Here is a 17232-nt window from a genome sequence, read left to right as displayed (position 1 = left end):
GGGCCTGCGGGCTCATCAGGAGCGGAAACGCTCCAGCAAGATACGCTCACTTTCCACACGTTCACGCAATTGACGAATCTGCGTATCCAGCTCGGATTGCTGATAGAAGTCCTGGGTCAAATTGCGCGCCTGCTGCAATTGCTCCACAGCGGTAGGCAGAGCCCCCACTAATTCATAGTACTCAGCCATGGCACGTCGGGCCTTTACACCGTCGCCCAAACGATCATAGGTTTGTGCCAGCAACTGATGCAGCTGGGGTTCATCAGGCCATTGCTTGATACGCTCCATCAAGAAAGCCTGCGCCTGATCGTTTTGCCCCAATTGCTGCAAGACCTGCACATAAGCCAAAGCCACCCCTTGGCTCTTGGGCCAACGCTGCCAGGCCTGCTTGGCCAAATTCAAAGCACCTTGCACATCTCGATCGGCAATCGCAATGCGTATACCCAGGGTATCCAGCTCCGGAGCCTGGAATTTGCCCTGTCCCCGCGCTTCGGTCAGATGCGCACGAGCCTGTTCATAATCCTGACGGCCTTGCGCAATATAGGCCAGACCGTACTGCGCCGCAGAGCGCTCCAGATCACTTTGTGACTGGTTCGTACTTTGCAGCGCCTGTTCCAGAACACGCAAGGACTGCCCACCCCCAGCCTGCATCACCATCAACTTCGCACGGATATACCAGAACGAAGGGGTGTCCTGATAATTACTGGCTGGCAGACCGCGCACCCGGTTACTGATGTCCGATTCACGCTGCTGAGACATGGGGTGAGTGCTGGCGTACTCATTGGCTGTCGCGCGCTCATTCAGACGCGAAGCCGCGGCCAGACGCTGAAACATCTGCACCATACCTTGTGGCTCATAACCAGCCTTGAGCAGCATCTCGAAACCGACGCGGTCAGCTTCTTGCTCGGCCTGACGAGAAAAACCCAGCTGCCTATCCACGGCCGCTGCTTGTCCGAAAGCAGCCGCCCCCATAGCCAGATCACCACTGCCCGCCAGGGCCCCCAACAAGGCTCCGGCCAGAGCAGCAATCAGCAAATGGTTGCTTTGCGCACTTTGGGTAATACCGCGAGCCACGTGACGTTGCGCTACGTGGGCAATTTCGTGAGCCAGCACCGAGGCCAATTCGGACTCGGACTGTGAAGCCGTGAACAGCCCGCTATGAATACCGATATAGCCACCGGGCAAGGCGAAGGCGTTGATGCTGCTATCACGCAGGGCAAATACCGTCACTGGCTGCGCCATGGCAGGACCGTACTGGGCCAGATTGCGGCCCATATCCGTCAAATACTGATTGATATCCGGGTCCGAGACATAGTCGGGTGAACGCCTGCCCTGCTCCATGATGGCATTGCCCAAAGTCCGCTCCAAAGCCGGAGACAACTCGGCACCCGAAGCTGCTCCCATTGAAGGGATGCCCACAGGCTGCGCCTGCACAGGCAACACTGAACCGAAAGCCAGCGACAAAGCCAGACATAGAGAAAGCGCGGAACGGGCGGGTTTAAACTGCATGGATACTCCCGACAAAATCAATTGGCCCTGACCATCATAGCGCTTGTCCGCTTGCGAGATTCTGGCAAACGGTGACGCGCTGACAGGCGCATCAAGGTGCCCAAGGCATACAAAAGGCCAAACACTTCAACCAGACCGGCCAGCACCCACATAATCAGGCCACCCATGACCTGATCAGCCAGCGCATCCATACCCGGAATGGCACGACCGCATAAATCGAAAATCGGATAAAGGTCGTATTCAGTAAATGTGATGATGGCGCCCACAATCATCTGTGGCACCATCGTAATAACCGGCGAAAGTATACGCCCACCCACCGACAGCCGGGCCGGTGGTGAAGGCCGACGATCCAGAATCAGGTTCCAGTACATGATCCCGCTGATGACCACAGACCAGTTCATCAAACGGTACAAACGCCAGTCCAGCATGGAATAGAACTGCACCGTAGGCAGCATCCATATCAGGACCAGGAAAACAAACAGAAAGGCGACCAGTATCGGGTTGGTCAGGACAGCCTGAACACGTCGGCCACTGGGTCGGCGCAACCATTGAGCCAAAGCCCGCCGCCAGCTCAACGGCAGCCCCGCACGCAAGGTTTGACCGGGATAGGCACCCATCAGGAACAAGGGGCCCAGATGATGCAAGATCAAATGCTGGGCCCGATGGATGAAGAACATGCGCTCGGCGTAATAATCCAGGCGCGTGTGCAAGGAAAGGTAGAGGAGAATCAGACCAATCCAGAAGAAGGACTGGCGCAAAAGATTGGGGCGGTGTACTTGCCGCCCCCGGACGTACAAAGCGATGACCAGCAAGAAGGTCAAAAGCAGAACAGGAGAAAACTCCCAAGGTGTCAGCCAGTCGAGCAAGGACATAGCAGCGCCATCCGCAACAAATCCAGTTGCGGTTTAGTTTATAGCAATACGCTCCCGCCCTGCCCACTTCACATTCAGCACACCGGGATAATCCCGAATCAGTCGGGCACGCTGCATCAGTTCTGCACGCAGTTCAGGCGGGCAAGTCAAGGTCACGCACGCGGTATCGTGCGTATCGGAATGGTCTACCTGCACATTGGCCACGCGGATGCCCGCGGTATTCAGGTCCGAGTAAATACGACGCCGGATCTGGGCCAGATCGCCACGAGGGCAGACAACCGTCAAATGGGAGACGGACAAAGGGGCACGAGCACGCAGGGCAGAAGCCTGGATGCCGGCACGGCGCAAAAAGAGATCAAAAATACGCATACATTCCCCCTATTGCACATAAAAGTTGCAACACATCAGGATTCGGAAAGCCAAAGGCTTTCTAGAGAATGAAATGGCGGGGAATTTAAGGCAGCAGAACAGCCGCCTGAGACACCACGCCCTGAAACTTCCAGGACGCGGCAAGCTGTGAAGGAATCAGCGGGCCTGAACGCGCCTGGACATAGATAGGTCGAACATAGATCGACTAGCACTGTCGCCGGGGTCGGGATTCACCACACAGCTCCTATAAAACCAAAGAACCCGTATTGTAACGTGCGCAAGGCAGCGCCACAAGGGCAGCCCTGTGAAAAACCTTTACTTTACAAGGCACTTGATGTGTTTAATACACAGACAAATCCAGCCAGCCCATGTAGCGATAAAAGGCCATGATGATGTGTACCAGCCAGAACAGGCTGATGTTGGCAAAGGCAACCGTAGACACCACTGCCGTCAACACACTGGGCCAGCCATGCTGATTATGCTGATCGCTTTGCGGGTTGTAGAGGGCGTCAAACTTTTCGGGGCTACGCAGCGCCAGAATCACGGCCTCGATAATCCCGGCACTGACAGGCAAGATCAGCAAATTGGGAAATAACGAATCCAGCCCCTGCTGAAACACCAGCGTTCCCAGAATGGCCAGGCCAGTAAACACCAAAGGGACATACCAAAAGCGTCTGCCCAGATAGCGATGGTGCGCACCCACCATACCTAATAAAAGAGACAGCCACGCGGCGGTGACTTTATGGCGAAAAGGTTTGGTCTGTTCAAATGACAAAGTCTGCTGAGACATGCAGGGCATCCAATCCGGGCTTGTGCTGCCAGCCATTGCGCACAGCTGTCATTTGCTTAAAGCCAATTTGACAGCCACCTTCCCGTACAATACCTGAATTACTTCCTTGCCGTCATGAGGTCCCCCATGAATGCCACCGACTACGACATCGCCATTTGTGGCGCCGGTCCCGTAGGCGCATCTTTGGCGCTAATGCTGGCTGCCCAGCACCCAAGCCCGTCACGCATTGCCGTTCTGGGGAAAAACTTCGATCTGGCCAGCACCGAACATGCTCAGGGCGATCCACGCACGCTGGCCCTCAATCACGGCAGCCGTCGTCTGATTCTGAATCAGCTCAAAGCCTGGCCCGAGCGTGCCGCCCTGATGCGCACCGTGCATGTTTCCCAAAAAGGACGCCTGGGTCGCTGTCTGATTCAGGCCGACGAACTGGGCGTACCTGACCTGGGCGCCGTGGTTCATTACGATGATTTGCTCTGGACCTTGCACGCCCGGCTCCGGGACAGCGGCGTTACGCTACTGCCCGCTCAGCAAGCCCGCACCCACTCCGCCCCCAAACAGATTCTGGTCGACCACGATGCGGGTCAGGCCACAGCCTTGATTGCCGTACAGTGTGATGGCGTCCGCCCTACCGGCGTGCGACGCGATTATGGTCAACATGCCTTGTTGACGACGGTGCGCGCCAGCCAGCCTCAAACCGGCTGGGCCTACGAGCGCTTCACCGAGCACGGCCCCTTTGCAGCTCTGCCCCACCCTGACGCTCCCGATCTATATGCCATCGTCTGGTGCAATAGCCCGGAACGCAGCCAATCCTTGGCCGAGCTGCCTGTTCAAGAGTTCCAGGCCGCCATGCTGCAAGCCTTTGGAGAGCGCCTGGGACATCTGGAGCTGGTGTCCAAGCGTCACATCTTCCCGCTTGCCTTTCATGCTGGCCCCAGTCGCTTGTCCGAACGCCTGCTGGCAGTAGGCAATGCCGCCCAGACCTTGCACCCGGTTGCCGGTCAGGGTCTGAACCTGGGCTTGCGTGATGTCGCACAATTGTCACAGTGTCTGGCCGCCTGGCAAGCTGATTGCAGCCAGAACCCCGATCCCTTTTTGGCCCGCTATGCCCGTTTGCGTCGCCCGGATCGCTGGTTGACCGCTGCCATCACCGACACCTTGCCGCGTCTGTTCGCCACCAGGAATCCATTGATCCAGCATGCATGTGGTCTGGGACTGTTGGCCATGGACACCCTGCCCTTCGCCCGGCAGCCATTTGCCCGGCAGCTGCTGCAAGGAATGCGCGCCTAAGCCCACCTGTGTTACAGGCCCCGATGCGGGGCCACCCCTTATTCTTCTTGTAAGTCCTTGCCCACGAACCCGTGTCGCAGGGTTAAAATCTTCCCCATGCGTATCGGCCCCTGGACCCTTCCTAACCCTATTTTCATTGCCCCCATGGCTGGAGTCACAGACAGACCTTACCGTCGTCTGTGCAAGACGCTGGGCGCCGGTTATGCCGTCTCGGAAATGGCCGCCAGCAACAAGCGCTTGTGGGACAGCGTGAAAACATCACGACGTCTGAATCACGAGGGTGAAGCGGATCCGGTGGCTGTACAGATTGCCGGTTCCGACCCTGAAATGATGGCCGAAGCCGCTGTGTTCAATATCAGCAAAGGCGCTCGCATCATTGATATCAATATGGGTTGTCCGGCCAAAAAAGTGTGTAACGTGGCCTCGGGTTCCGCCCTCTTGCGTGACGAGCCACGCATCATTGAAATCCTTGAACACGTTGTCAAGGCATGTACTCCCTACCAGGTTCCGGTTACACTCAAGACCCGCACCGGCTGGGATGCGCAATCGCGCAATGCTGTTCGTATTGCCCGCTTGGCCGAGGATATCGGCATCGCCGCTTTGACTCTGCATGGCCGCACCCGCTGCGACTTCTACCAGGGCCACGCCGAATACGACACCATACGCGAAGTCAAAAACAGCCTCTCTATTCCGGTCATCGCCAATGGGGATATCGATAGTCCCGAAAAGGCAAAATTCGTACTAGAGTACACCGGAGCGGATGCCGTCATGATCGGTCGAGCCGCGCAAGGACGACCCTGGATTTTCCGGGAAATCCTGCATTACCTCGAACATGGCGAACATCGTGCAGCCCCCACCTTCGGCGAACTGCGCGATTGCATGATCGAACACCTGCAAGACCATTACGCTTTCTATGGGCAGCACACTGGAGTACGTACTGCCCGCAAGCATATAGGCTGGTATTTGTCGGATATGCCGGACTCCCGACACTGGCTGGACCAGATTAATCGTATCGAAAACTGTGCAGATCAATTAGAAGCCATTACTCACTGGTTTCAAGAATGCGACCTGGACCAGCCCTACCTGCAATAACAGACAGCTGTGTGGCTCTTTTGTATTTAAGTACTACGTATACCTTCAGAAAAAAATGTCAACGACCAACCCACTAGAACAGTCCGTACGTGAACGCCTCGAACGCTACTTCGCCGATCTGGGCGAATCCGAGCCACGCGATCTGTTGTCGATGGTCATCTCCTGCGTGGAACGGCCTGTCCTGCAAGTTGCCCTGGAGAAATCCGCGGGCAACCAATCCAAGGCCGCAGAAATGCTGGGCATCACGCGTAGTACTTTGCGCAAGAAGCTCAGTGCCCACAATCTGCAACCCTGATTCCTAACTCTCACGTCTCACCTTCCATGAAAATCCAGACAGCTCTTCTCTCTGTCTCCGACAAAACCGGTATTGTCGAATTTGCCCAAGCACTCGCCCAACGCGGAGTGCGGCTTTTATCCACTGGTGGCACCGCCAAGCTGCTGGCCCAAGCTGGCCTGACAGTTACCGAAGTGGCCCAGCACACCGGTTCGCCAGAAATTCTGGATGGCCGTGTCAAAACACTGCATCCAAAAATTCACGGTGGCCTGCTGGCGCGTCGCGACAGCGCCGAACATTTGAAGACTCTGGAAGAGCACGGCATTGACCGTATCGATCTGCTGGTCGTCAACCTCTACCCTTTCCGTGAAACCATTGCCAAGCCGGGTTGCACCTTTGCCGATGCGGTAGAGAACATTGATATTGGTGGCCCCGCCATGTTGCGCGCTGCTGCCAAGAACCACGGTACGCCTGAAGGCGGCGCCTGTGTGGTGATTGACCCTGTCGATTACGAACGCGTACTGGCTGATATGGATGGCCCTGCTGGTCACCCTTCTTACGGCCTGCGTCTGGAACTGGCCGCCAAGGTTTACGCCCACACCGCCGCTTACGACGGTGCTATTGCGGCGTACCTCACCAGCCTGGCTCAGGCCGAGCCTGCCCAGGACAGCGCCCCCGAAGTGAACACCTGGCCCAATGTGCTGACCATTCAGCTCAAACAGGAACAGACTCTGCGCTACGGCGAGAACCCGCATCAAAGCGCGGCTTTCTACACAGACGGCACCATTGGCGAAGGTCTGCTGGGTCGCTACAAGCAGCTGCAGGGCAAGGAACTGTCCTACAACAATATTGCTGACGCCGATGCCGCGTGGGAATGTGTCCGCAGCTTTGACGCGGGCGCTTGCGTCATCGTCAAGCACGCCAATCCTTGCGGTGTAGCTCTGGGCGAAACCGCCGAGGAATCCTATCGCAAAGCGTTCCAAACTGACCCAACGTCGGCCTTTGGCGGCATTATTGCCTTCAACCGTGAAGTGGACGAAGCCGCTGCCCAGGCGATCAGCAGCCAGTTTGTAGAAGTGCTGCTGGCACCTTCCTACACGCAAGGTGCTCTGGACGTGTTTGCCGCGAAAAAGAACGTGCGCGTGCTGAGCATTCAGCCCGGTCAGGCTCACAACGCTTTCGACGTGAAACGTGTCGGCGGCGGCTGGTTGGTGCAAACGCCCGACACCTTCCGCGACAACACCGAAGCCTTCAAGGTCGTGACACAAGTACAGCCCACCGCCCAGCAAATGCAAGACATGCTGTTTGCCTGGAACGTGGCCAAGTACGTGAAATCGAACGCCATCGTGTTCTGCGGTCAAGGCATGACCCTGGGTGTAGGCGCTGGCCAGATGAGCCGTGTGGACTCAGCCCGCATCGCCTCCATCAAGGCTGAAAACGCTGGCTTGACCCTGCAGGGTTCGGCGGTTGCGTCCGACGCTTTCTTCCCCTTCCGCGATGGTCTGGATGTGGTTGCCGAAGCGGGCGCCACCTGCGTGATTCAACCCGGCGGCAGCGTGCGTGATGACGAAGTCATTGCCGCCGCCAACGAGCGTGGTATTGCCATGGTCTTGACCGGCACACGCCACTTCCGTCACTAATATGCGAATCCTGGGCATAGACCCTGGCTTGCGTCGCACTGGTTTCGGAGTGATCGACGCCCAGGGGCCCAGCTTGCGCTATGTGGCCAGCGGGACCATCGTGGTCCCGCCTGATCTGCCTCTTGCAGAGCGGCTAAAGCTGATTCTGACTCACATCACCGAGGTGATTGAGCAAAGCAAGCCCGATACCTCTGCCATCGAAAAAGTCTTCGTAAACAGCAACCCTGCCTCTACCCTTTTGCTGGGGCAGGCACGGGGCGCCGCTTTGTGTGCGTTGGCCGTAGCCGGCCTGGATGTACATGAATACACAGCGTTGCAGATCAAGAAAACCGTCACCGGCAGCGGCCATGCTGCCAAAGAACAAATCCAGCTGATGGTCCAGCGGCTCTTGCAGCTGAACGGCCTGCCCGCACCGGACTCGGCCGACGCTCTGGCCTGCGCCATCAGTCATGCTCATCACAGCAGTGTGGTGGGCGGCCTGCAAAAAAGCGGAGCCATCACCACCGGGCCGCGCCGTCGCATTCGCGCAGGCCGGATCTTGGGTTAACTCTCCAGAAGGAATGTCATGATAGGTCGCATCCGGGGTACCTTGATCGAAAAACAGCCGCCTACCATCTGTGTGGATGTGGGGGGGGTCGGTTATGAAATCGATGTACCTATGAGTACGCTCTACCAAATGCCAGAGCTGGGCGCACAGGTCAATCTGTTCACCCATCTGGCTATTCGTGAAGATGCTCACGTGCTGTTTGGCTTTTCCAGCCTGAACGAGCGCAGCACCTTCAAGGCACTGATCAAAGTCACGGGCATTGGTGCCCGCACCGCGCTGTCCTTGCTCTCGGGCATGAGTGCAGAAGAACTGGCCGATGCTATTACGCGCCAGGAAACGTCCCGTCTGGTCAAGATTCCAGGCATAGGCAAGAAAACAGCCGAGCGTCTTTTACTGGAACTGCGTGGCAAGCTGGGTGCAGACCTGGGCAGCAGCGGTACAGTCAGCGCCGTTCCCAATAGCCGTGATGATGTGCTGCACGCGTTGGAAGCATTGGGCTACTCCAACAAGGAAGCCAGTGTTGCTGTCAAAGCCTTGCCGGATGATATTGATGTGTCAGAAGGGATCAAGCAAGCGCTGAAATCGCTGTCACGCGCTTGAGACGACACTGCTATGTATAAAAAGTCGGACCGTTCATATGAACGGCCCGACTTTTTTAAACTATTCCATTTATCAAGCGAGCAGACGCCCCAAGGCGGATACATCCACATTCCCACCACTGATCAGTACGCCAACCTTGCGGCCTTGCAAATCACCCTGACGCATTACCGCCGCGGCACCCAAGCAACCTGTAGGCTCCACAACCATCTTCATGCGTTCTGCAAAGAAACGCATGGCCTGAACCAGCTCGGTATCAGGCACCGTCAAAATATCTGTAATCATGCTGCGAATCAGCTCAAACGTCATGGGTGCCAAAGCTTGGGTCAGCGCCCCATCAGCAATCGATGCAGGCGGAGCAATCTTGACGATCTCCCCACTACGCAGGGACTGCTGGGCATCATCCCCAGCCTGCGGCTCAACACCAAAGACTTCACAAGCCGGTGCCATAGCCTTGGCGGCCAGCAAGCAGCCCGACAGCAAGCCACCGCCCCCTAATGGAACATAGAACTGCTGCAAGTCCGGCACGTCCTGAAACAGCTCCAGTGCCGCCGTCCCCTGCCCCGCGATCACATCAGGATGCGCAAAGGGAGGAATCAAGGTCAGCCCTTCACGCTCGACCAGCTCTTGTGCAATTTGGGCACGATCTTGGGTCAAGCGATCGTACTCGATCACTTTGGCACCGTAGCCACGCGTTGCCGCCAATTTGGCAGCCGGAGCATCCGAATTCATGATGATGGTGGCCGGTATCCCCAAGAGCTTGGCCGACAGGGCCACAGCTTGCGCATGATTGCCCGAGGAAAAAGCGACGACCCCTGCTTTTTTCTGCTGCTCGTTCAACTGCGCCAGCGCATTGAACCCACCGCGAAACTTGAAAGCACCAATACGCTGAAAATTCTCGCACTTGAAGTAGACTTCGCCATTCAGGCGCTCGTTCAAGGTTGCGGAAGTCAAGACCGGTGTGCGGTGTGCCACAGGCGCCAAGCGTTCAGCGGCGGCTACAACATCAGCAAAATCAGGTAATTCCAAGGACATGGCTAAAATCTCGATTAAAAACTCCAACCCACATTATGCGCGATGCCATGCGAAGCAGCCTAGCGCTGGCCGGACAAATCCAGCCTGGCTGCTACGGATGACCGATTTGCCCACGCATTCCATGCACACTGCCATGTGCCCTGATACTCAGGCGGTGGGTGCTTGGTGTACCATACTGTATATTCAATCAGCGTAGTCATCATGGCCATACATTCCGATTCGCTCTCCAGCCTGCCTTCTGAACAGCGCATCATTACGCCCAAACCCTTGTCACCCAACGAAGAGTCCATCGAACGCGCCTTGCGACCCAAGATGCTGGAGGACTATGTCGGGCAAGCTCGGGCGCGCGAACAGCTGGAAATCTTTATTGCGGCTGCTCGCCAACGCCAGGAAGCGCTGGACCACGTCTTGCTGTTTGGCCCTCCCGGTTTGGGTAAAACCACGCTGGCCCACATCATTGCCCATGAAATGGGCGTGAACCTGCGCCAGACTTCCGGCCCCGTGCTGGAGCGCCCCGGCGATCTGGCCGCCTTGCTGACAAACCTGGAACCTAACGACGTCCTGTTTATTGACGAGATCCATCGCCTGTCTCCCGTCGTCGAAGAAATTCTGTATCCGGCACTGGAAGACTTTCAAATTGACATCCTGATTGGCGAAGGCCCGGCAGCACGCAGCGTCAAACTGGATTTGCAGCCCTTCACCCTGGTCGGTGCCACGACTCGTGCCGGCATGTTGACCAACCCCTTGCGTGACCGTTTTGGCATTGTGTCCCGTCTGGAGTTTTATGACGTCAAAGATCTGACGCATATCGTGGCGCGCAGTGCCGGGTTACTGAATGTCAGCACGACGGATGAAGGCACCTACGAAATTGCCCGCCGCTCGCGTGGCACCCCGCGTATTGCCAACCGACTTCTGCGCCGAGTACGCGATTACGCCGAAGTCAAAACCGGCGGCATCATCCATACCGAATGCGCACAGGCTGCCCTGTCCATGCTGGAAGTGGATCCACAAGGCCTGGATTTGATGGACAGAAAATTGCTGGAGGCCATCGTGCATAAATTCGACGGTGGCCCGGTTGGGGTAGACAGCCTGGCGGCTGCCATTGGTGAAGAACGCGACACGATCGAAGATGTGATCGAACCCTATCTGATCCAGCATGGCTTTTTGCAACGCACCCCAAGAGGCCGCATTGCTACCCTGAACACCTGGCGTCACCTGGGGCTCACGCCGCCACGCAACACGCAGGGTCAGGATCTGTTCGACGCAGAATAAGCGCTTAGCCCCGGCGAGCCCAGGGGCGGAACACCAACAGCAAGGTAATCGCAATCGACACGGCGGCAGCCAGCAGCAAGGCTGTCAGCCAGTGTAAATGCGTGAAGGTCAACGCCAGCGTGGTGCAAAACCCCGCCAGACTGCCTGTTCCCCACAAGGCCGAACGCAACGTCGCGACCAAGCTGGCTGCACCCAAGGTTTGGTGAATGGTCACGGCGACCACGGTATAGCCAATGGGGAAAGCCATGATCAGCCCCGACAAGCTCGGCCCCAGCAAAGAGCTGCTGGTGGTCACGATAGCAACCAGAAGTCCTGCCAAGGCCCCTCTGAATATCAGCAAGCCCCAACCCGCTTTTGCTTTGCTGGTCCCTTTCATGCCGGCCAGACGACGCGACACGCGCAAACTGAACGCAGTCACAGCAATAAACAAAGCCAGCCCCAACACAGGTTGCACGGGCATGAAGGACAAGAGCAAGGCGGCCACCGCCCAACCAGCGACCGCACACAATAAGGTGCGCCAAGGCGACAAGGTGGGAGCACAAAGAATGATGAGCAGCAAAAACAGCTGAGTCGCACTAAGCGAATACACGGCATAGGTTGCCGCCTGCTGCACATAATCGGCGGGGAACTGCTGGGACAGAAAATAGAAGCCGGGGCCCAACACCATGGGCAAACCCGCCAGAGCACCACCAATCAATGGGCCAAATGCGCCCACTGACCACGACACCAGAACAACAACCAAAGCGGTGGCGGCCATGCGGACTGCCAAGGCAGACCACGCCACATCAAGAAAAGCAGTTTCCACGACGGTATCTCGCGGTGAAACCAGGTATCCAGAGCAGCCTGACTCAGCGCTAGTAAAGACGCTGGAGCCAGGCGGCTTCTGTCATCCTTAGCTCACCACACTCCAGTCCAGGGCTTGACCGGCAGCCAGAGGAATCAATGGCTCACCGGCCATCTCCACAGACTCGGGGATCGTGAACTGGCTGCGCTGCAAGGTCATTGTTCCTTCATTGACGGGCAGGCCGTAGAAAGCAGGGCCATTCAAGCTGGCAAAGGCTTCCAGGCGATCCAGACGGCCAGCCTTGTCAAAAGCCGATGCGTACAGCTCCATCGCGTGCAGTGCGGTATAACAGCCCGCACAGCCACAACTTTGTTCTTTGCGGCTACGCGAGTGTGGTGCACTGTCTGTACCCAGGAAGAAACGATTGCTGTCGCTGGTGGCAGCATCAACCAGGGCCTGGCGATGCTTCTCGCGCTTCAAGACAGGCAAACAGTACCAGTGTGGCTGCAAACCGCCTTGGAACAAAGCATTACGGTTATAGAGCAAGTGATGGGCGGTGATGGTTGCGGCAACCGGGCCTTCCGCCTGGCTCACATAGGCAGCGCCCTCTGCCGTGGTCAGGTGCTCAAACACCACTTTCAGTTCGGGGAAGGCCTTGCGCATGGGGATCATCACACGCTCGATGAATACGGCTTCCCGGTCGAACAAGTCGATGCTGGGGTCTGTGACCTCTCCGTGCATCAGCAAAGGCATACCCGATTCCTGCATCTGGGCCAGCACCTTGGAACAGTTCTTCAACAAATCTGTCACGCCCGCGTCGGAGTTGGTGGTGGCACCGGCAGGATACAGCTTGACGCCATGCACAACTCCGCTTTCCTTGGCGCGGACAATTTCCTCTGGCTGAGTATTGTCGGTCAGGTACAAGGTCATCAAAGGCTCAAACTTGCCAGCGTACTCAGTTTTGGCCAAAGCGGTCAGGATACGCTCGCGGTAGGCCAGAGCCTGTGCCGTTGCGGTAACGGGCGGCGTCAGGTTGGGCATGACGATAGCCCGGTCAAATTGTGCCGCGGTATGGCCCAAGACCGATTCCAACACAGCGCCATCGCGCAGGTGCAAATGCCAATCATCAGGACGACGAATGACCAGGGTATCCACAGTAGGGCTCATATCTTTACTCAATATCAAACAAAGGCCCGTGCTTTGAACCGTCAATAAAGCAACAGGTGCCACAATTGCCTTTCAGCAGGCCGAATCCATCATTATGCTACAGCTACCTGTGCTGCGCATGATTGGCACAGGAATCCCGAACCCAAATCCATAGTGCGTTGCAGCAGCCTGTAAACACTGGAAAATCTGCTTACAGACCCGCAAAGCTCTTGCTCACAAAGGACTTGGACGTATCGGGAGTATCACGGTATGCTGACAGACAAGTCGTGCCCTAGCGCATAACCCGCCCCTTCAACTCGTTTCTCAGGAGTTCCGTTCATGGCCAGCACTGAAAAAAAGCCTGCTACCCGCAAACCCAATGCAGCCTTCATGAAACCACTCACTCCTAGCCCAACACTGGCTGCGGTGATTGGCTCTGGCGCGCTGCCGCGTACTGAAGTTACGAAGAAAATCTGGGAATACATCAAGAAACACGATCTCCAGGATCCCAAGAACCGTCGCAACATCAATGCCGACGCCAAGCTGCGCCCCTTGTTCGGCAAGGACCAGGTCTCCATGTTTGAACTGACCAAGCTGGTCAGCGCTCACCTGAAATAAGCACGGGGTGCCCAGGCACCTCTGGCAATATCGGGCCGCGCCGCTGAGCTTTCAGCCGCGGCCCTTTTTTCATTTGGCGGCATCAAGTCCGCTGCTTTCTCGTCTTCATGTCGATTTCATTCTCTACCCCGCCCGCTCAACCCCCACGCGCCTTGTGCTGGCTACGCCGTGATCTACGTTTGCACGATCATGCTGCCTTGCACCATGCCTTGAAAAGTGGTTTGCCTGTAGCCTGTGTGTTTGTCTTTGACAGCACCATCCTGCAATCCTTACCCGCCAATGATGTCCGACTGGCTTTTATCTACGACAGCCTGCTACAGGTTCAGGAGCAGCTGCGTCAAAATGGCAGTGAACTGATCACGGTTTATGGGGACCCCGTACAGAAAATTCCAGAATTGGCGATCAGCCTGAATGCAAAAACCGTCTATACAAACGAGGACTACGAGCCTGCGGCCATCACGCGGGATCGGGCTGTCAGCCATGCTCTATCCTCACAAGGCATGGAACTGCAGCTATTCAAGGACCAGGTGATCTTTGCGCAGGATGAAATCCTGACCCAACAGAAGCAGCCCTACACGGTTTTTACGCCCTACAAGCGCAATTGGCTGGCGCGTATCCAATCTGAACATGTGCAAGCATACGACTGCTCGCAAGGCCAATGGGCCGCGCTGCCCGAGCAAGCCTTGCCTGGCTTGGAGCAATTGGGCTTTCAAGACGAGTCTCGCGCAAAACTACTGAACCCCGCCGGTTGGCAAGGCGCCCAAACCTTGCTGGAAGAATTCGAACCCAGAATCCACGCTTACCAGGAGCGCCGAGACTTTCCAGCCAAACGAGGGGTATCCTATCTGGCCCCCCATCTACGCTTTGGAACCCTCTCGATCCGCCAGGCGGTATCTTTAGCTTGGCCCAGCGACTCCGAGGGCGCAGCAACATGGCTGAGCGAATTGATCTGGCGAGAGTTCTATCAGCAGTTCCTGTGGCACCACCCTGAAACGGCCTCAGAGAGCTTCAAGCCCGCCTACAAGGATCTGCCCTTCCCTAATCGCGAAGACTGGTTCCAGGCCTGGAAAGAAGGCCAGACCGGCTACCCGATTGTGGATGCCGCCATGCGTCAATTGAACCAGTCAGGCTATATGCACAACCGGCTCCGTATGATCAGCGCTTCCTTTCTGGTGAAAGACTTGCTGATAGACTGGCGTTGGGGTGAACAATATTTCGCTCAGAAGCTGCTTGATTACGATATGGCTTCCAATGTGGGAGGCTGGCAATGGGCCGCTTCTACCGGATGTGATGCGCAGCCTTACTTTCGCATCTTTAATCCCATTACCCAATCGCGTAAATTTGATCCTGATGGGCAATTCATACGACGGTATGTCCCCGAGCTGGCTTCCCTGGACAAGCAGGCCGTGCATGCCCCCTGGCAGGCCAAGCAGCTTCCTATCGAATTCAGGCTGGGACAGGATTACCCGGCCCCCATCGTGGATCACGACACACAACGGCATCTTGCTTTGGCGCTATTCAAGCAAGCAGGAGAGCAAGAGCAAACGGATTGAAATACCTTAAGGATATTTATGTCAGACAGCTCCCGACCACCACCTCCAGCCAGTACCCCGGTATTACTGCAAAACCTGCAAACCGCTCATCCTCAAGCACAAGTGGCTATCCTTGATTTCGGCTCCGATCACGCCGAAATAAGCATGGCTCATAAAGGTGTCCCTGTTCATACCGAGCACTTCCCGGAACTTAGTGGGGTCCAGCTCTTGGCAAGCTGTTTCGCAGACTCCAGCTCGCGCGCAGCGCAGTTGGAACATGCTATCGAGGTCGTGGAAGACGCGATCATGCCAGCCAGCCTGGATCTGCGTCAGTTCATGGTGTTTGCCGCTGGGGAGTTTGCTGAAGAGCTTGGCGTCTGGCTCACAGAAGCTCAAGGCAGCGAGCAGCACACTCTTAATCGGGACATGATTGACGACCTGTTCACCCTGTATGCAGCAGCCAGCCAAGGAGCGGTCAGCCTGAAAATGATCAACGCGGGCTCTTTGGAAAATATCCATCAGCTGGTCAATAATCAAAACCTGGGTATTTACCTCTTGCTGCTGCGTGAGTGCCTGCATCATATGCATGTCGAACAGATCCACCTGCTGGCACCTTAAAGTCTTCCTCAACAGGGATAAGCGAAACGCACCGACCAAGGGCCTGAACCGGGGTGCATAGCCAAGCAGATGCTGGCCAAATCTGAGCAAGCCCAAGCAAAGCAACATCAAATAAAAAAAGGTGCTCATCTGAGCACCTTTTAAATATTTCTTTCTGGGCTACGCCAGAACACTACTGAAATGGGATCGCGTTAGTAGTCGTGGCCCAGAGCCTGACCACCTGCCAAAGCCAACCAGCCTTTAATCAGACGGTGGATGATCCATACCATGGCTACCAGAGCGGTTACCCAACCAATAAAGATGGTCGTCAGCAAAGCGCTCAACACCACCCACAACAGTCCCCACCAGAAAGTCTTGATGACCCAATCCAGATGGCTGGCATAAATAGTGCCCGATGCATCACCGCGTTTGACGTAAGCCAGAATCACAGCTGCTACAGCTGCAGCACCGAAGATACCTGCACTGATCATAGCCAAAGAAAACAAGCCATAGCAGATGTGCGTAATCTTGCGCAGCGACAAGCCTGGTTCAAGCTCGGGGCTAATGGGCTGATTCATTCGGTTCTCCTGAAACAAGCATTAACAATAACTATACCGAACTATTTTACCCATACTTTGAGCATTAACCGTATGACAGTGGCAGAGCTACCACCATCAAGGTAGAAGAAGCGGCGTATGAAACGCCGCTTCTATGATCCAGTCACGTTCTATGCAGTTACCGAAGAAACAAACGCTATGCGGGCCACTCATAGAACAGGCACCGCGCATGCCGATTAGCGTCACTACCCAGGGCAATCAGCAGTATAAAAAAAAGCAGCAGCAGCAGCAGAAGAAGAAGAAGAAGAAGAGGAAGCGGTGTATAGGCGCGCCTCCACAACAAACAGTCGGCACAGCAAGAGTGGAGCGACCGACCACCCTGCAGATAGGCAGCGACGGATTGAACGTCAATCCTATGGTGCAGGGACAGAATGCCACGACCGATCTACTAGGCTTAGGCCAAACGGCGTCGGTAAGAATAAGGAATACACGCAGCCCAGAACGGGCCAGGAGGGGTGGCGGTGCGCCTGAACCGGGTGATCCAGGGCCAGGCCTTCGAACAATCCGAGACAGGCCGGTAGCCTGCTCTTTTGTCGCCGCCTAAAACAAAACCCCCGCAAGGGATGCTTGCGGGGGTTTTGAGGAATAAGAGCTTGACGATGACCTACTTTCACAGACGTCCGTCCACTATCATCGGCGCAAAGGCGTTTCACA

Annotated in this window: 18 protein-coding genes; 10 read left to right on the top strand and 8 right to left on the bottom strand. The window is 56.3% G+C overall.

Translation table 11 applies throughout. The annotated features are described in order from the left end of the window. Positions 1-15 precede the first annotated feature (15 nt). The 4 genes from KOE80_RS16370 to KOE80_RS16355 all read right to left on the bottom strand — a co-directional run bounded on the left by KOE80_RS16370 (position 16) and on the right by KOE80_RS16355 (position 3540). A complete protein-coding gene (locus KOE80_RS16370) occupies positions 16-1509 on the bottom strand; it encodes a M48 family metalloprotease (protein ID WP_226349519.1) in 1494 nt (497 codons plus the stop codon). Between the two features lie 17 nt (positions 1510-1526). Beyond that, on the bottom strand, positions 1527-2381 hold the full coding sequence (locus KOE80_RS16365; protein WP_009460099.1) for a cytochrome c oxidase assembly protein: 855 nt from the start codon (positions 2379-2381) through the stop codon (positions 1527-1529). Positions 2382-2414: 33 nt separating this feature from the next. Further along, positions 2415-2750, bottom strand: coding sequence for a hypothetical protein (locus KOE80_RS16360; protein ID WP_226349518.1), 336 nt, complete (start codon positions 2748-2750; stop codon positions 2415-2417). Between the two features lie 340 nt (positions 2751-3090). Beyond that, on the bottom strand, positions 3091-3540 hold the full coding sequence (locus tag KOE80_RS16355; protein ID WP_226349517.1) for a hypothetical protein: 450 nt from the start codon (positions 3538-3540) through the stop codon (positions 3091-3093). A 126-nt stretch (positions 3541-3666) separates the two neighbouring features. On the opposite strand from KOE80_RS16355, the gene KOE80_RS16350 reads away from it, so the two are divergent. The 6 genes from KOE80_RS16350 to ruvA all read left to right on the top strand — a co-directional run bounded on the left by KOE80_RS16350 (position 3667) and on the right by ruvA (position 8980). After that, on the top strand, positions 3667-4827 hold the full coding sequence (locus KOE80_RS16350) for an FAD-dependent monooxygenase (RefSeq protein ID WP_035271914.1): 1161 nt from the start codon (positions 3667-3669) through the stop codon (positions 4825-4827). A gap of 96 nt (positions 4828-4923) precedes the next feature. Next, positions 4924-5919, top strand: a complete 996-nt coding sequence (gene dusB / locus KOE80_RS16345; RefSeq protein ID WP_021446962.1) for a tRNA dihydrouridine synthase DusB — start codon at positions 4924-4926, stop codon at positions 5917-5919. Positions 5920-5974: 55 nt separating this feature from the next. After that, entirely contained in the window at positions 5975-6214 is a 240-nt protein-coding gene (locus tag KOE80_RS16340; protein ID WP_003803089.1) for a helix-turn-helix domain-containing protein, read from the top strand. Positions 6215-6240: 26 nt separating this feature from the next. Continuing rightward, positions 6241-7833 (top strand): bifunctional phosphoribosylaminoimidazolecarboxamide formyltransferase/IMP cyclohydrolase, encoded by a 1593-nt coding sequence (gene purH / locus KOE80_RS16335; protein ID WP_226349516.1) that lies wholly within the window; start codon positions 6241-6243, stop codon positions 7831-7833. 1 nt (position 7834) lies between these two features. Then, positions 7835-8380, top strand: a complete 546-nt coding sequence (gene ruvC / locus KOE80_RS16330; protein WP_226349515.1) for a crossover junction endodeoxyribonuclease RuvC — start codon at positions 7835-7837, stop codon at positions 8378-8380. 18 nt (positions 8381-8398) lie between these two features. Next, complete coding sequence (ruvA, locus tag KOE80_RS16325; protein ID WP_083053148.1) at positions 8399-8980, top strand: Holliday junction branch migration protein RuvA; 582 nt, start codon at positions 8399-8401, stop codon at positions 8978-8980. 72 nt (positions 8981-9052) lie between these two features. On the opposite strand, the gene KOE80_RS16320 is transcribed toward ruvA, so the two are convergent. After that, positions 9053-10012, bottom strand: a complete 960-nt coding sequence (locus tag KOE80_RS16320; RefSeq protein WP_088450737.1) for a threo-3-hydroxy-L-aspartate ammonia-lyase — start codon at positions 10010-10012, stop codon at positions 9053-9055. A gap of 201 nt (positions 10013-10213) precedes the next feature. Here KOE80_RS16320 and ruvB point away from each other — a divergent pair, with 201 nt between their 5' ends. Next, positions 10214-11284, top strand: a complete 1071-nt coding sequence (gene ruvB, locus KOE80_RS16315) for a Holliday junction branch migration DNA helicase RuvB (protein ID WP_003803078.1) — start codon at positions 10214-10216, stop codon at positions 11282-11284. 4 nt (positions 11285-11288) lie between these two features. Here the strand turns inward: ruvB and KOE80_RS16310 are convergent, their stop codons facing one another. Both KOE80_RS16310 and pyrC read right to left on the bottom strand, forming a co-directional pair. Continuing rightward, complete coding sequence (locus KOE80_RS16310; RefSeq protein WP_083053146.1) at positions 11289-12089, bottom strand: hypothetical protein; 801 nt, start codon at positions 12087-12089, stop codon at positions 11289-11291. Positions 12090-12176: 87 nt separating this feature from the next. Continuing rightward, the gene (gene pyrC / locus KOE80_RS16305) at positions 12177-13235 is read right to left on the bottom strand and encodes a dihydroorotase (protein ID WP_035271903.1); all 1059 of its coding nucleotides are present in this window, start codon (positions 13233-13235) and stop codon (positions 12177-12179) included. Positions 13236-13553: 318 nt separating this feature from the next. On the opposite strand from pyrC, the gene KOE80_RS16300 reads away from it, so the two are divergent. The 3 genes from KOE80_RS16300 (at position 13554) to KOE80_RS16290 (ending at position 15982) form a co-directional block, all read left to right on the top strand. Further along, positions 13554-13832 carry an SWIB/MDM2 domain-containing protein gene (locus KOE80_RS16300; protein ID WP_009459783.1) on the top strand — a complete coding sequence of 93 codons (279 nt, stop codon included), beginning with the start codon at positions 13554-13556 and terminating at the stop codon, positions 13830-13832. A gap of 107 nt (positions 13833-13939) precedes the next feature. Beyond that, entirely contained in the window at positions 13940-15385 is a 1446-nt protein-coding gene (locus KOE80_RS16295; protein ID WP_226349514.1) for a cryptochrome/photolyase family protein, read from the top strand. Between the two features lie 18 nt (positions 15386-15403). Then, positions 15404-15982 (top strand): hypothetical protein, encoded by a 579-nt coding sequence (locus KOE80_RS16290; protein ID WP_060186989.1) that lies wholly within the window; start codon positions 15404-15406, stop codon positions 15980-15982. Between the two features lie 191 nt (positions 15983-16173). Here KOE80_RS16290 and KOE80_RS16285 read toward each other — a convergent pair whose 3' ends face one another. Further along, positions 16174-16539, bottom strand: a complete 366-nt coding sequence (locus KOE80_RS16285; protein ID WP_009459779.1) for a DUF4870 family protein — start codon at positions 16537-16539, stop codon at positions 16174-16176. Between the last annotated feature and the right edge of the window lie 693 nt (positions 16540-17232).

The sequence above is a fragment of the Alcaligenes sp. 13f genome, assembly GCF_020496585.1.
Taxonomy (GTDB): Bacteria; Pseudomonadota; Gammaproteobacteria; order Burkholderiales; family Burkholderiaceae_B; genus Alcaligenes; species Alcaligenes phenolicus.
Note: the sequence above shows the minus strand (reverse complement) of the source record. Positions and strands in the feature narration are given on the sequence as shown.